Source organism: Pseudomonas sp. (assembly GCF_050739995.1).
Classification (GTDB): Bacteria; Pseudomonadota; Gammaproteobacteria; order Pseudomonadales; family Pseudomonadaceae; genus Aquipseudomonas.
In genome coordinates this window covers 1-14,316 of the sequence record NZ_JBOICG010000651.1, presented here as the reverse complement: position 1 = coordinate 14,316, position 14,316 = coordinate 1, and the positions used below count along the sequence as shown (strand labels likewise).

Sequence of the window (14,316 nt, the reverse complement as noted above, 5' to 3'; positions counted from 1 at the left end):
CGTTCCAACAGGCTGTCGATGGACGACTCGAACAGCGCCCGGCTCAGGTCCACGCTCAGGCCCGATTCAATCCGATCCAACGCCACATGGCGGTTGTCTGCGTGGGTCAGCTGGATCTTGGTTTCTTCCACTTCCATCGCCAGCCAGTGCCCGGCGCGCTGTTCGATCAATTTGAACAGGCGGTCGATGCCACCCGTGTCCTCGATGTCATAGCGCATGCTGCCCAGCGCTATCTGGGATTTTTGCGAGTACACCGAGTTGATGGTGTGCCAGGTGGCCAGGTTCATGTGGTGGCTGGTCGGCATGTAGGCACCGCTTTTCATGCGGCTGCCGTAGCCGAACAGCGGCATCATGCCGTTCAGCGAAAGCTGTTTGTCGAAGTCGGTGCCGCCGATGTGCACGCCGCCAGTGGCGAGGATGTCGCTTTGGCGGTTGTCGTTGTGACGACGGTCCGGGGACAGGCGCACCAGCGAGAAGTCAGACGTACCCCCGCCGATGTCGACGATCAGCACCAGCTCTTCTTTCTCGATGGTGGACTCGTAGTCAAACGCCGCCGCAATCGGCTCGTACTGGAACGAGATGTCCTTGAAGCCGATCTTGCGTGCCACGTCGACCAGGGTGTTCTCGGCTTCCTGGTCGGCCATCGGGTCGTCATCGACGAAAAACACCGGGCGGCCCAGTACCACTTCTTCGAACTCACGCCCGGCGGTCGCTTCGGCGCGGCTCTTGAGTTGGCCGATAAACAGCGCCAACAGGTCGGTGAACGGCATCGCCGTGCCGAGTACGCTGGTGTCGTGCTTGATCAGCTTGGAACCCAACAGGCTCTTGAGCGAGCGCATCAGGCGGCCTTCGTAGTTTTCCAGGTACTCGTGCAGCGCCAGGCGACCGTACACCGGGCGGCGCTCCTCGAAGTTGAAGAACACCACCGACGGCAACGTAATCTTGTCGTCCTCCAGCGCGATGAGCGTCTCCTCGCCGGGGCGGATCCAGCCGACGGTGGAGTTGGACGTGCCAAAGTCGATGCCGCAGGCACGGGCTGGGGATGGGTTTTTCATGTCTATCGGGTTCCGGTTGAAAAACGGCCGCGCAGTGTATGCCAGTCGAAGGCGGATGCGTAGGCCGGTTATCCGTAAATAGCGCTTGAAAGCGCCGGATTTGCCCCCACATCAGGTGCATACGGCAAGCGCCGATAACACTTTGACGCACTCCCAGGCCACAAGACTCAACAAGTGCAAACCAGCGCACGTTGTGCCCCGGGCGGTGCGATCTCGATTTAGGATGGTGAACCGCCGATGGATTTCAAAGATTACTACAAGATATTGGGTGTCGAGCCGAGCGCCGATGACAAGGAAATCAAGGCCGCCTATCGCAAGCTTGCGCGCAAATATCACCCGGATGTGAGCAAGGAAAAAGACGCCGAAGAGAAATTCAAGGACGCGTCCGAAGCCTACGAGGCACTCAAAAGTGCCGACAAACGCGCCGAATACGACGAGCTGCGCAAGTACGGCCAGCATGGTCAGCCGTTCCAGGGGCCGCCAGGCTGGCAGAGCCGTGGCGGCTTTGGCGGCGGTCAGGATGCGGGTGACTTCTCGGACTTCTTCAGCTCGATCTTCGGGTCGCGGGGCGACGCGTTCGGCGGTGGCCAGCGCCGCAGCGCCGGGCGTAAAGGCCAGGACGTGGAGATGCAACTGACGGTGTCCCTTGAGGAGACACTGGCCACCGAGTCCAAGCAGATCAGCTTCCAGGTGCCGCAATACGACGCCTCGGGCCGTCACGTCAGCAACACCACCAAGAGCCTGAATGTGAAGATCCCCGCCGGCGTGGCCGACGGCGAGCGCATCCGTCTCAAGGCCCAGGGCGCACCGGGCATTGGCGGTGGGGCCAATGGCGATCTGTACCTGATCATCAAGTTTGCGCCGCACTCCAAGTTCGAAGTGGACGGCGAAAACCTGATCATCAACCTGCCGCTGGCGCCGTGGGAACTGGCACTGGGCACGGAAGTGGCGGTGCCGACCCTGACCGGCAAGATCAACCTCAAGGTGCCCCCCGGCAGCCAGAACGGCCAGCGCATGCGCGCCAAGGGCCATGGTTTGCTGAACAAGGCCGGGGCGCGCGGTTTCTTGTACATCCAGCTCAAGGCCGTGATGCCCAAGCAGGCTGACGATGAAACCATCGCCTTGTGGCAGGAACTGGCGAAAAAGGCCGCGTTCAACCCGCGGGAGCACTTCTGAAAATGGCGGCCAACCGCTAACTATCTAACACTGTTCCCCTCGTTGGCCATGATGTGCTGAGGCTTCCAATTCAAGGAGCCACATCATGGCCGATCTTCCTTCCGGTACCCCTCCGGTTGCGACCCAAAGCATTCACCGCGACTACCTCGAACACGCCAGCCCCACCTGGCTGATCAACGCCACGTCGACACGTCGTGACCAATTCAAAGGTGCTCCCACGCAGTTGCCGGGCTGGTACACGCGTGCCACCGCGGAACAACAGCTGGCATTGAGTGAAAAATTCACCACCAGCTTCAGCCAACAAACCGTGCTCGACAAGGCGATGGAACGGGTGCAAAGCATTGATGCCTTCGCCGAGCCCCTGTTGGTCAAGGCGCTGCAGGATCGGTTCAAGGTGCAGCTGGATGTTCACAAGACGCTGCTGCAATTGCACAAGCCCGTAGAGGTCAAGCAGGTCGGCGTCACTTTGCGCACCTATGAGGTCGTGCGCCTGCCGCTGCTGCAGGCGGCCTTGCATAACTTTGAGGCCAGTGAGTGCGAACCCCAGGCATTTCTGGCCTCGTCGGGGTTCATCACCCATGGCGCGACGGCGGATAAAGTCGAGTCAGTCAGCACCTCGTTAACGGTGCCACAATTCACTGAACTGTGCCGTTCGCTGGATATTGGCGCGCAGTATCAGCGTTATCTCAACGAGTTCCTGTATGCCGCAGACCCTGTTGCCGAACAGGTGCTACGACATAAATTCAGCAGCGCGCGCAAGGCTGACCTGGCGGCGGCGGCGGAGCAGGCCTTGCTCACCAAGGACATTGATGCTGCGGATTACCAGATGATCATGTCGGTGGTTAACGGCGAAATACATCCCTGGATGGGCAAAAAACAGGTGTGGTTTCGCGACCTCGGACTGATGAAAAAACGCATGATCGGCTGCGTGGCGTTCGTCATCTGTGAGAAGTATCGCTACGCCGATGAGTTGATTCTCTATATCCCCCATGATCCGCATCACCCCCTGAAGCGCTTCACTTGGCCGCAGATGGAGACGATGTTCAAGCAGCGGTTCACCGCTCGCGACACCCCGGACCTGGGTGACGGTAGCCCAACACAGTACCAGCGCTTTTTCAGTCAGTTTGTTGGTTACGCTGATCTTCCCGCGTATTTCAACGAACTCAACGAAACGGTGCCGGCGCCCGAAGCGATTGCCAATAAAGAACCCTATTCGCCGCTGTTGGTGGCGGTGATAAACGGCATCAATCCCTTTGCGCCATTCACTCCCGTGCTGGACTTGCCGCCCGATCCGCCGCCGACACAGCGGCCTAATTCCGACCCCTTCCTGAACGCAGTCACGCTGACGCGCAAGGGCCATGGTGTGTGGGCCGCCAATATCGACCTGTGGGATTATCTGTTCGAGCAGCACCGCGACAAGCTGCTGGCAGACGCCCGCAGCCATGCGGTGCCGACGGCCGACGTTGACGCCCGCGTGCGCTCCGAAAAGTTCTCCAAACTGCTCAATATCGGTTTGCTAGCGCTGAATGTAGTGTCGATGTTCGTGCCGGTATTGGGCGAGGTGATGATGGTGGTGATGGCCGGTCAACTGCTTTATGAAACGCTCGAGGGCAGCATCGAATGGAGCGAAGGCGACCGCCGCGCGGCCAAGGCACATCTAGTGGATATTGCTGAAAATCTGGCCTTGCTGGCGGTGATGGCGGCAGGTGGCAAAGTCCTGCCCAAGGTGATCGCAGCCGAACCTGAGCCTGTGATCGAAGACCTCAAGCAGGTCACACTGGACAATGGTAGCCAAAGGCTCTGGCGCCCCGACCTTGTGCCCTACAAAGCGCCCATCACCCTGCCCGTCGATGCCCGGCCCAATAGGCTGGGCCTGTACACCCATGATGGGCGCACCGTGCTGCCCCTTGACGGTGATCCTTTCCAGGTGCGCCACGACCCGATCATCGACGAATATCGCATTCAGCATCCCACACGCCCGCAAGCGTATGCCCCTCGCCTGCAGCATAACTATGAAGGTGCCTGGCAACACGAAGCCGAAAGCCCACTGAGCTGGGACGATTCGACCTTGCTCAAACGCCTTGGACAGCCGGTCGAGGGCGTGAGTACCGCACGTTTGCAGGCGGCGCTGGAGTCCAGCGACATCGACGTAGATACCCTGCGCGCCGACTTCCTGGATAACACCTCGATGCCTCTGGTGCTGAGCGATACGCTGCAACGCTTCAAGATTGCCGATGAGTTCACCGCGTTTATCGCACAAATGAAAGCCACTGATCCTGCTGTGTATGCCAAGGCCGACCCGGTGATTCAACTGGAGCTTCTGCGGCGCAAAGAGCTGCTGACAGATGTGCCGCTGCGGGTCATCGGCCCAGGCGGTGGTCAATTATGGGACTTTGATCCGACTTCAAAGGTGCGCCGTCGTGTGTTGCAGATCGGCCCTGGGATGGCCCAAGGCGAATTTTTGCAAGAGCTGCTCTACACGCTGCAAGGCCAGGATGAGGTATTGAGTCGGTTCCCAGGCCAACCGAGCGACCCATTGCCCGAGCGCGCAAGGCTGCTGCGTCAGTACCTTGGCAAGTACGCTGAGAGCTGGGAGGGTTCGTTAGTGGAGGATCGCTACCGCAAACAAAACCTCAGTAACGATCCGGACGTCAATCGGCTGTTGTCACGCTACCCGAGCTTGCCAACACCGATGGCCGAGCACCTGCTGCGCAACTTCACCGAGGAGCAGCTACAAGCCTTGCGCAGCGGTGCCCGGCTGCCGGAGTCCGTGAGCGAGCAAGCGCAATGGCATGTGCAGGAGAGTCGGGTATCACGGGCCTACGAAGGCTTACACGTCGACGCACTGGCCAATGCCGACAGCCAGCGCCTGGCCCTTCGCACCTTGGAAACCCTGCCCGGTTGGCGTCGAGGTTCGCGTGTGGAGTTGCGCGAATATTCGGCCACTGGGCCGCTGCGAGACGCTATCGGCTCCCCCGATGCCACGCCCCATAAAACCCTGGTGGTGATGGAAAACGGCCTGTTCGAGGGCACGCCACCCGGCGATATCTATACGGCGCTCTGGCAGCAGTTGTCTACCCAAGAGCGTCAAACCCTGGCGGCCGTGGATGCGGCGCAGTTGCAGATGCTTATCCGCCGCTCACCGCTGCCGCGCGGTCCCATGCGGACGGTGTTGCTGGAGCACCCGTTGCGCAAGCCCGAGTACGATCCCTCGATGCGTTTACTGGGAGGCGCACTCCGTATTCCGCGAGTATTGAGTCGCGTCTTTACGTCACCGGAACAACGTGTGCGCGCACTGTTTCCGACGTTCGGAGACGTCCAAGTCAGGGAGTTCTTGAGCGCCCTGGGTTCAAACCCATCGCCTGAACTCACGCGGCTGGAGGAGGAGTACAGCAAGCTGAAAAAAGACCTGGCGGCCTGGATCAAGGACCAACCTCGGTCAACCCTGACGCTCTTTGATCGCCAGGGCGGCGCCCGCAAGACCTTCGCCGATGCCATTGCCCAGAGTTGGCGGCGGGAGACCACGTCGTTGAAAATCGTATCTGGCATGCCTCTGAATTTGCCGAGTTTGACCGCTGACTTCCCGCACGTCGAAAGTCTCGAGCTGTTCAACACTCCCTGGACAACAGGGGCGGAAAATTTTATCGGTCGTTTCAAACAGCTCAAAAAGTTGCGGATTACCAACGCAGCCATGACAGAGCTGCCCACAGAGCTGACAGAGATGCAGAACCTTGCCCACTTGACGCTGAACGGCAACCGAATCCGCCTGACTCCCACGAGTGTCGAACAACTGGGTCGCCTGAAAAAGCTGGAAGTACTGGACCTGATGGGCAACCCCTTGCACTTGCCGCCGGACTTCAGTGACATGCCTTTGCTGAAAACCGTCAACTTGAGCTATACCGGCCTCGAGCAGTGGCCTAAGGGGCTGTTGACGCAGGCGAATCTGGAATCGCTCATCTTGCGTCACAACGCGCTGCGTTCGATCCCTCGCGAACACCTTTACCCGGCACCTGAGCATTTCGACGAAATGCTCAGGATCAATAGCAAGATCGATATGAGAAAAAACGCGTTCCTGCCTGAAACCTGGCTGGAGCTCGATAGCTATTGGCAACGCGTGTCGCAGACCCGGCGTCAGCTCATGACGTTGAGGGACACGAACAACTTCGCCATCGAATCGCTTGATACGGCGGATGTTCAAACGTTGTTCCCGGAGTACACCCTGGGTCGTGCCAGGGAATACTTTCTCAGTCTGGGTGCAGGCGCTGCGGCTGAAATCACCCGGCTCAAAGCGGAGCTCCAGACGCTGACCCAGCAGCTCAATGCCTGGGCCGCTACCGGTGGGGTAGGTCGGCGGACAGAAGTACGTGCCGGTGCAATCCAGCGTCAACGCTACATACGTGCCAACGAAGCACTCTTGGACAACGATGGAAGCAGTGCTCGATTCACCGCCAAAAGGCGAATCCTCGAATGTTGGAGAAAGCAGTCGCGCGACGTCTTTGCGGCAGATAACACGCCGATTGGCCAGGAGCTGGACCTCAGTGACATGCATTTGCAAAGCTTGCCTGCCTTGGACGGAGACTTCAGTCATGTCGGCTCGCTCAAGCTCAATAACATGCAACTGAGTGTCTCCCCCGAAGAGTTCCTCAGAAGCTTTCGCGGTCTTCGCTGGCTGGATATGAGCGTTAACCAATTGCAGGAATTGCCGCCGGCACTGGGTGAAATGCATGGTTTGACCCGTCTGTATTTGAACAAAAACCAGATCCGCCTGACCGCCGAGACGGCGCGTCTATTATCCGAGCGCACCAGCCTGAGAGCCCTGGTGCTGGACGATAATCCACTGGGTATTTACCCCGACTTCACACAGATGCGCGATATACGTTCGGTGTTCATGCAGCGTACGGGTATTGACCACTGGCCAACCGGGCTCGGCGATCAGCCGCAGCTTGGGCAGGTTTTTCTGGGATCTAACCAACTGAGAGCTGTTCCTATAGAAGTGGTCAGTCCCGCGGCCGCTGATTTGGCGAACTCATTGCCGATGCGCAGTACGATCGACCTACGCGATAATCCACTGAGCCCGGAAACTCGGCAAAGCATCAGGGACTACAACGTGCGAACGACGCAGGCGGGCATACGGCGCACCGACGGTGTCGGATTCCTGACGGGTGAACGGCAACAAATCCATATAGGCGCGCCAGCCACAACCGTAGACGAGGCCTTTGAGCGCTGGACCCGAGGTTTGACTCAAGACCAGGTAGCTGCCCGTCGGGCCCAGTGGGTGAAGCTGAAAGCGGAGCCTGCAAGTGACGCTTTTTTCAACGTGTTCAGTAAGCTAGAGATACCTGTGAGGGGCGATGCAGACCTGCAACAGCGGGTCTGGAGTGTAATCGACAGTATTAGCGAGCAGGGTACTGAGTCCGAAGCGTTGCGCACGGAAATGTTTAGCTGTGCCGCGGACGGCGGATGTTCGGATTGTGCGGCGATGACGTTCAGCGATGTGGAGATTTTGAAAATGGTCTCCCAGGCCAAAGTTTCGGCGCTGGATGTCACTCAGGGCCCGAGCCTGTTGAAGTTGGCCCGCGGGCTGTTTCGCCTGGATGAGGTAGAAAAGATTGCACTGGCGGAGATTGAGCGGCGTAAAGCGGAGATCAACACCCATCCGACCCTGTCGGCGGCAGCCAAACGCGAGAGGCTCGCCCGGATGGACGAGGTCGAGATTCGCCTGGCGTATCGTTACGGCCTGAAGGGCGAGAAACAGCTGGATCTGCCGGGGCAACCGGACAAAGTGCGATTTACCCAATTGGGTGATGTCACCCAGCAAGACCTGAAAACTGCCCGCGACGACGTCCTTAAACTGAACGGCTCAAGCGCAGAGTTTAACGCCTTGTTGGGCAGAAAATTCTGGAAAGACTTCGTGGTGACCAAGTACGAATTGCAGTTCACAGAAATGCGCGATCCCTACTTTGAGCAAATAGCGCAGCTGGAGGAAGCCAAGGATGTCGGTACTTTGAACAGCGGCGATTTCCTGGCCCAGTCCAACGCCGTGATGCGCCAGGTAGCCGCCGCCGAGGAGGCGCTGATTGAACGCTACAGTCGTACCGAGTGGGAGGCATTCATCGCGGCGGTTAAGTAAATAGCACAACCCTGGCGCCCAGGGCTCCAGGGTTGTTGGCTCAAAACAGGAAGTAGCGTTGGGCCATCGGCAGTACATCCGCTGGTTCACACCACAGCAATATGCCGTCGGCCTTGACTTGATACGTCTGCGGATCAACCTCGATATCCGGCAGGTAATCGTTGTGGACCAAATCGGTTTTCTGCACATCGCGGCAACCCTTGACCACGGCTATCTGCTTTTTCAACCCCAGTGCTTCAGGCAACCCGGCGTCTTGGGCGGCCTGACTGATAAACGTCAGGCTGGTGGCGTGCAGTGCGCTGCCGAAGCTGGCGAACATCGGACGGTAATGCACCGGTTGTGGTGTGGGAATCGAGGCGTTGGCGTCGCCCATCAGGCTGGAGGCAATTGCACCACCCTTGAGGATAAGGGTCGGCTTGATGCCGAAGAACGCCGGGCGCCACAGCACCAGGTCAGCCCATTTGCCCACTTCGATGGAGCCCACTTCATGGCTGATGCCGTGGGTGATCGCCGGGTTGATGGTGTACTTGGCGATATAGCGCTTGGCGCGGAAGTTGTCGTTGCCAGGGCCATCGCCGGGCAGGGCGCCGCGCTGTTTTTTCATCTTGTCGGCGGTCTGCCAGGTGCGCGTGATCACCTCGCCCACGCGCCCCATGGCCTGGCTGTCGGAGCTGATCATGGAGAACGCGCCAAGATCGTGCAGGATATCTTCAGCGGCAATGGTCTCGCGGCGGATGCGGCTTTCGGCGAAGGCCACGTCTTCGGCAATGCTTGGGTCCAGGTGGTGGCAGACCATCAGCATGTCGAGGTGTTCATCAATGGTGTTGCGGGTGAACGGTCGTGTCGGGTTGGTCGAGCTCGGCAACACGTTCGGGAAGCCGCAGGCCTTGATGATGTCTGGCGCATGGCCGCCACCGGCGCCCTCGGTGTGGTAGGTGTGGATGGTGCGGCCCTTGAGTGCGGCCAGGGTGGTTTCGACGAAGCCGGACTCGTTGAGGGTGTCGCTGTGGATCGCCACCTGCACGTCGTATTGGTCGGCGACGCTCAGGCAGTTGTCGATGCTGGCAGGGGTGGTGCCCCAGTCTTCGTGCAACTTCAAGCCAATGGCGCCGGCCTTGACCTGCTCGATCAACGGCTCCGGCAGACTTGCATTGCCCTTGCCGGTAAAGCCGATGTTCATTGGGAACGAATCACTGGCCTGGAGCATGCGCGCCAGGTGCCACGGGCCGGAGGTGCAGGTGGTTGCATTGGTGCCCGTCGCGGGGCCGGTGCCGCCGCCGATCATGGTGGTGACGCCACTGGTCAACGCCTCCTCGATCTGCTGCGGGCAGATGAAATGTACGTGGGTGTCGATGCCACCCGCAGTGAGAATCATGCCCTCGCCTGCGATCACTTCGGTACTGGCGCCGATGGCCATGGTCACGTCGGGCTGGATGTCCGGGTTGCCAGCTTTGCCGATGGCGGCGATGCGGCCATTTTTCAGGCCGACGTCGGCCTTGACGATGCCCCAGTGGTCGATGATCAGCGCGTTGGTGATCAGGGTGTCGACTACTTCATGGGCGAGCAATTGGCTCTGGCCCTGGCCGTCGCGGATGACTTTGCCGCCGCCGAATTTGACTTCTTCGCCGTAGACGGTGAAGTCCTGTTCGACTTCGACGAACAGTTCGGTGTCGGCCAGGCGGACTTTGTCACCGACGGTGGGGCCGTACATGTCGGCGTAGGCTTGGCGGCTGATTTTCATGTGGTTGCCCTGGGAAAAATGTGTTGAATGTGAAATCGCTATCGGGGGCAAGCCCCCTCCCACCTTGATTTGTGAACACGGACAAAAGGTGGGAGGGGGCTTGCCCCCGATGAGGCCCTAAAGATCACCCATGATCCGACCTGCAAACCCGAATACCCGCCTGCCACCACTCAAATCCACCAACTCAACCTCGCGACTCTGCCCCGGCTCGAACCGCACCGCCGTTCCCGCCGGAATGTTCAGGCGCATGCCACGGCTGGCCGCACGATCGAATGTCAGCGCGTCGTTGGTCTCGAAAAAATGGTAATGCGAACCCACCTGAATCGGCCGGTCGCCACTGTTGGCCACGCTCAGGCTGATCGTGCGACGGCCCACGTTGAGTTCGATGTCACCAGGCTGGATCTGATATTCACCAGGAATCATGCAGGTTGCCCCAGGGTCTTGAAGTAGATGGCGGTCGGGGTGTAACGCCCGTCCGGGCTTTGGCAGTAGTCGGGCAGTTCACCGATCTTGGTGTAGTGCAGTGACTGATAGAAGGCTTCGGCACCGGAGCCCGCTTCGGTGTCCAGATAGAGGAGGCCGCGTTTGTGCTGGCGTGCGGCAAGTTCCAGGGCATTCATCAATTGCTGGCCCAGGCCATGGCGCCGTGCGCTGCTATGCACCAGCAGCTTTTGCACTTCGGCACGGTTCAAACCGTTGGTTTTCTGACACAACGCCAACTGTACGCTGGCGATTACTTTTTCATCACGCACCACCACCCACAGCAGCAGGCTGGCGTCTTCGATGCTTGCTTGTACGCCGCTCAAGTGCATGCGTGCCTGGGCCTCATCGAAGTCGGCCATAAAACCGACTGACGCGCCATGCTTGACTGCGTCCAGTAACAGTTCAATCAAGCCCTGGCGGTAATGGGCAAAACTTTCGGCATTGACTCGACGCAGTTGCGCGGCGTTCATCGATCTCACTCCTTGGGCGGTTCGGCGCCCGGGTTCAAGGCCAGTTGCATAAAGGTCAGGTCCAGCCAGCGGCCGAACTTGATACCCACTCGGGGCATCTGTCCGGTCGTGATAAAGCCCAGACGCTCGTGCAGGCGGATCGAGGCGTGGTTGCCGCTTTCGATGGCGGCGACCATGACATGCTTGCCGCGGATGCGCGCACGTTCGATCAGGGCTTGCATCAACAAGGGGCCAAGGCCTTTTCCACGCTGGTCATTGCGCACGTACACCGAGTGTTCGACGCTGTAGCGGAAGCCCTCGAAGGGGCGCCAGTCGCCGAACGAGGCGTAGCCGGTGACTTCATTGTTTTCGACCGAGACCAGGATGGGATAACCCAGCGCATGGCGGGCACTGAACCAGGCCTGGCGGTTGTCCAGGTCGACCGATTGTTCGTTCCAGATGGCCGTGGTGTTCAGCACCGCGTCGTTGTAGATATCGCGGATGGCCGGCAAATCGTCTTGGGTTGCATCACGAATCATGGTGGAGCCTTATGCGATCGGTTGGTGGACAGTCACCAGTTTGGTGCCATCTGGAAAGGTGGCTTCCACCTGGATGTCCGGGATCATTTCCGGGATGCCTTCCATCACCTGTTCACGGCTGAGCAGGGTGGTGCCGAAGTGCATCAGTTCGGCCACGGTGCGGCCATCGCGGGCACCTTCCATCAGGGCGGCGGAAATGTAGGCGATGGTTTCCGGGTAATTGAGCTTCACACCACGTGCCAGGCGGCGTTCAGCTACCAGGCCTGCGGTGAAGATCAACAGTTTGTCTTTTTCCCGTGGGGTCAGGTCCATGATTCAAAATCCTTCATAAGGTGCATGCTTAAAAACAACATTTGGTCTTCATGTGCTCCAGATTCGGGGTGATACGGCTTCCCGGCCCAGTACGGCAGGGCGTAGCAACTTCCATAAATCTATCAACCATGCCCGTGCCAACAACGCTTCACTGGCCAGACAACGGGCCACCAGCAGGCCAGGTAGTTGGGTCAGGTCGCCGCTCACTGCATGGGGCAGGGCGCGGCAGGTTTCCAGCAGTTCAGAGTCGATATCAGCGGCCAGCAGCAACGTAGCAAACACGGGTTGACCGTCCAGCCCGATGGGTGAGTCGAGCAGGCCGTCGGCGCCCACAATGCGCTGGCGCTCATGCCAGAGCAACTGGCCGTCGCGGCGGATATCCAAGTGGGATTGGAAATAGCCGAGGTCGAAACGCTCGCCGCTGGCGGGGCGGCCGAGGGCAATCACGTCCCAGTAGAACAGTCGTGCATCACCTTTAAGCTCGATGCGCGTGGTGAGTTCGGCCTGGGCCGCACTGAATACGATGGTTTCCTGGGGCAGCCACTCCAGCGTGGCACCGGCTTCCACCGTGAGGTCCAGTTGCTGATACGCCGGGCCGCTGGCCCTGTACCACTTGGCTGCGCCAGGGCTGGTCAATTGGGCCCACGCACCTGCGCCGACATGGGCGCTGATGTCCAGGCGATCCCCTCCGGCAATCCCCCCGGGCGGGTGTACGATGATGTGCTGGCACACCTCGGGGCCTTCAGCGTACAAGTGTTTTTGCACCCGCAGCGGGCCAAGGTGGCGGCGCATCACCGGGCGTGTGGTGTCGCCGAAACGCGCGTAGCCGAGTTCCAGCTCGGCGTGCCAGCTGGGGGTGAACAGGGCAGGGGAAACGGGCAAGGTCATGTTTTGGTGCTTATCGTTAGGACGCTACAGATTAGATGGTAACCAGCCCGCGTACACCCTCACTTTCCATATTTTCACCTCGGCCCTGTTGCACGATCTCGCCACGGGACATCACCAGGTATTGGTCGGCCAGTTCGGCGGCAAAGTCGTAGAACTGTTCCACCAGCAGGATTGCCATATCGCCGCGCTCGGCGAGTTGCTTGATCACGGCGCCGATCTCCTTGATTACCGACGGCTGGATGCCTTCGGTAGGCTCATCGAGGATCAGCAAGCGCGGGCGGCTGGCCAGGGCTCTCCCAATTGCCAGCTGTTGTTGTTGGCCGCCGGACAGATCGCCGCCACGTCGATGTTTCATCTGCTGCAGCACCGGGAACAATTCGTAGATGAATGAGGGGACTTCCTTGGCCTCTGAACCCGGAAACCGCGAGAGGCCCATCAGTAGGTTCTCTTCCACCGTCAGCCGTCCGAAAATCTCCCGCCCCTGGGGCACGTAGGCAATCCCCGCGTGCACACGTTGATGCGGCTTGAATCCGGTGATGGCCTTGCCCTCCCAGTTCACCGCGCCTTCTTTGGCCGGCAGCAAACCCATCAGGCACTTGAGCAACGTGGTCTTGCCTACGCCGTTACGGCCCAGCAGGCAGGTGACTTCGCCGATTTTTACGTCAAAGGACAGTCCGCGCAGGATGTGGCTGCCGCCGTAGTACTGGTGCAATTTGTCGACTTGCAACATATCCAAAACCTCCTCGATCCCCCTGTGAGAACCGGTTCAAATGTGGGAGCTGGCTTGCCTGCGATAGCGGACTATCAGTGACAACTGTTTGGCTGACCCGCCGTCATCGCAGGCAAGCCAGCTCCCACATAAAGCAGTCTGTGGCAGCCTTATCGGCCGAGATAAACCTCGATCACCCGCTCGTTTTCCTGCACCTGCTCCAGCGACCCTTCGGCCAGCACGCTGCCCTGGTGCAACACGGTCACGTGATCGGCAATCGAGCCGACAAAGCCCATGTCGTGTTCCACCACCATCAGTGAGTGTTTGCCTGCCAGGCGCTTGAACAGTTCGGCAGTGAATTCGGTTTCGGCGTCGGTCATACCCGCCACCGGTTCGTCCAGCAACAACAGTTGCGGGTCTTGCATCAGCAGCATGCCGATTTCCAGGAACTGTTTCTGGCCATGAGACAGCAAACCGGCCGGCCGCTGCGCCGAGGCGGTCAGGCGGATGGTGTCGAGCACTTCATCAATGCGGTCTTTCTGTTCACCGCTCAGGCGTGCACGCAGGCTGGCCCACACGGATTTGTCGGTTTTCTGCGCCAGTTCCAGGTTTTCGAACACGCTCAAGGCTTCAAACACCGTGGGTTTCTGGAACTTGCGGCCGATGCCGGCTTGGGCGATCTGCACTTCGCTCAGGCGAGTCAGATCCAGGTTCTCGCCAAACCAGGCGGTGCCATGGCTGGGGCGGGTCTTGCCGGTGATCACGTCCATCAGCGTGGTTTTGCCCGCGCCGTTGGGGCCAATGATGCAGCGCAATTCACCGACACCGATGTAC

General features: G+C 59.6%; 11 protein-coding genes. 2 read left to right on the top strand and 9 right to left on the bottom strand.

What is annotated here, in order from left to right:
- Positions 1-1,055: Hsp70 family protein (locus tag ACRESD_RS21985; protein ID WP_431752831.1), on the bottom strand; the 1,055-nt coding region annotated here is incomplete at its 3' end.
- Between the two features lie 237 nt (positions 1,056-1,292).
- On the opposite strand from ACRESD_RS21985, the gene ACRESD_RS21980 reads away from it, so the two are divergent.
- On the top strand, positions 1,293-2,231 hold the full coding sequence (locus ACRESD_RS21980) for a DnaJ C-terminal domain-containing protein (protein ID WP_431752830.1): 939 nt from the start codon (positions 1,293-1,295) through the stop codon (positions 2,229-2,231).
- 307 nt (positions 2,232-2,538) lie between these two features.
- Positions 2,539-8,361 carry an NEL-type E3 ubiquitin ligase domain-containing protein gene (locus ACRESD_RS21975; protein ID WP_431752829.1) on the top strand — a complete coding sequence of 1,941 codons (5,823 nt, stop codon included), beginning with the start codon at positions 2,539-2,541 and terminating at the stop codon, positions 8,359-8,361.
- Between the two features lie 40 nt (positions 8,362-8,401).
- On the opposite strand, the gene ureC is transcribed toward ACRESD_RS21975, so the two are convergent.
- The 8 genes from ureC to urtD all read right to left on the bottom strand — a co-directional run.
- Positions 8,402-10,102 (bottom strand): urease subunit alpha, encoded by a 1,701-nt coding sequence (gene ureC, locus ACRESD_RS21970; protein WP_431752828.1) that lies wholly within the window; start codon positions 10,100-10,102, stop codon positions 8,402-8,404.
- 117 nt (positions 10,103-10,219) lie between these two features.
- Positions 10,220-10,525 (bottom strand): urease subunit beta, encoded by a 306-nt coding sequence (locus ACRESD_RS21965; RefSeq protein ID WP_185705172.1) that lies wholly within the window; start codon positions 10,523-10,525, stop codon positions 10,220-10,222.
- Positions 10,522-11,055, bottom strand: a complete 534-nt coding sequence (locus tag ACRESD_RS21960) for a GNAT family N-acetyltransferase (protein WP_431752827.1) — start codon at positions 11,053-11,055, stop codon at positions 10,522-10,524. Before ACRESD_RS21960 ends, ACRESD_RS21965 begins: the two co-directional genes overlap by 4 nt.
- 5 nt (positions 11,056-11,060) lie before the next feature.
- The gene (locus ACRESD_RS21955; RefSeq protein WP_431752826.1) at positions 11,061-11,573 is read right to left on the bottom strand and encodes an N-acetyltransferase family protein; all 513 of its coding nucleotides are present in this window, start codon (positions 11,571-11,573) and stop codon (positions 11,061-11,063) included.
- A 9-nt stretch (positions 11,574-11,582) separates the two neighbouring features.
- Positions 11,583-11,885 (bottom strand): urease subunit gamma, encoded by a 303-nt coding sequence (ureA, locus tag ACRESD_RS21950; RefSeq protein ID WP_032878149.1) that lies wholly within the window; start codon positions 11,883-11,885, stop codon positions 11,583-11,585.
- 48 nt (positions 11,886-11,933) lie between these two features.
- Positions 11,934-12,773 (bottom strand): urease accessory protein UreD, encoded by an 840-nt coding sequence (locus ACRESD_RS21945; protein ID WP_431752825.1) that lies wholly within the window; start codon positions 12,771-12,773, stop codon positions 11,934-11,936.
- 31 nt (positions 12,774-12,804) lie between these two features.
- On the bottom strand, positions 12,805-13,503 hold the full coding sequence (gene urtE, locus ACRESD_RS21940) for an urea ABC transporter ATP-binding subunit UrtE (RefSeq protein ID WP_431752824.1): 699 nt from the start codon (positions 13,501-13,503) through the stop codon (positions 12,805-12,807).
- Between the two features lie 149 nt (positions 13,504-13,652).
- Positions 13,653-14,316: urea ABC transporter ATP-binding protein UrtD (gene urtD, locus ACRESD_RS21935; protein WP_431752823.1), on the bottom strand; the 664-nt coding region annotated here is incomplete at its 5' end.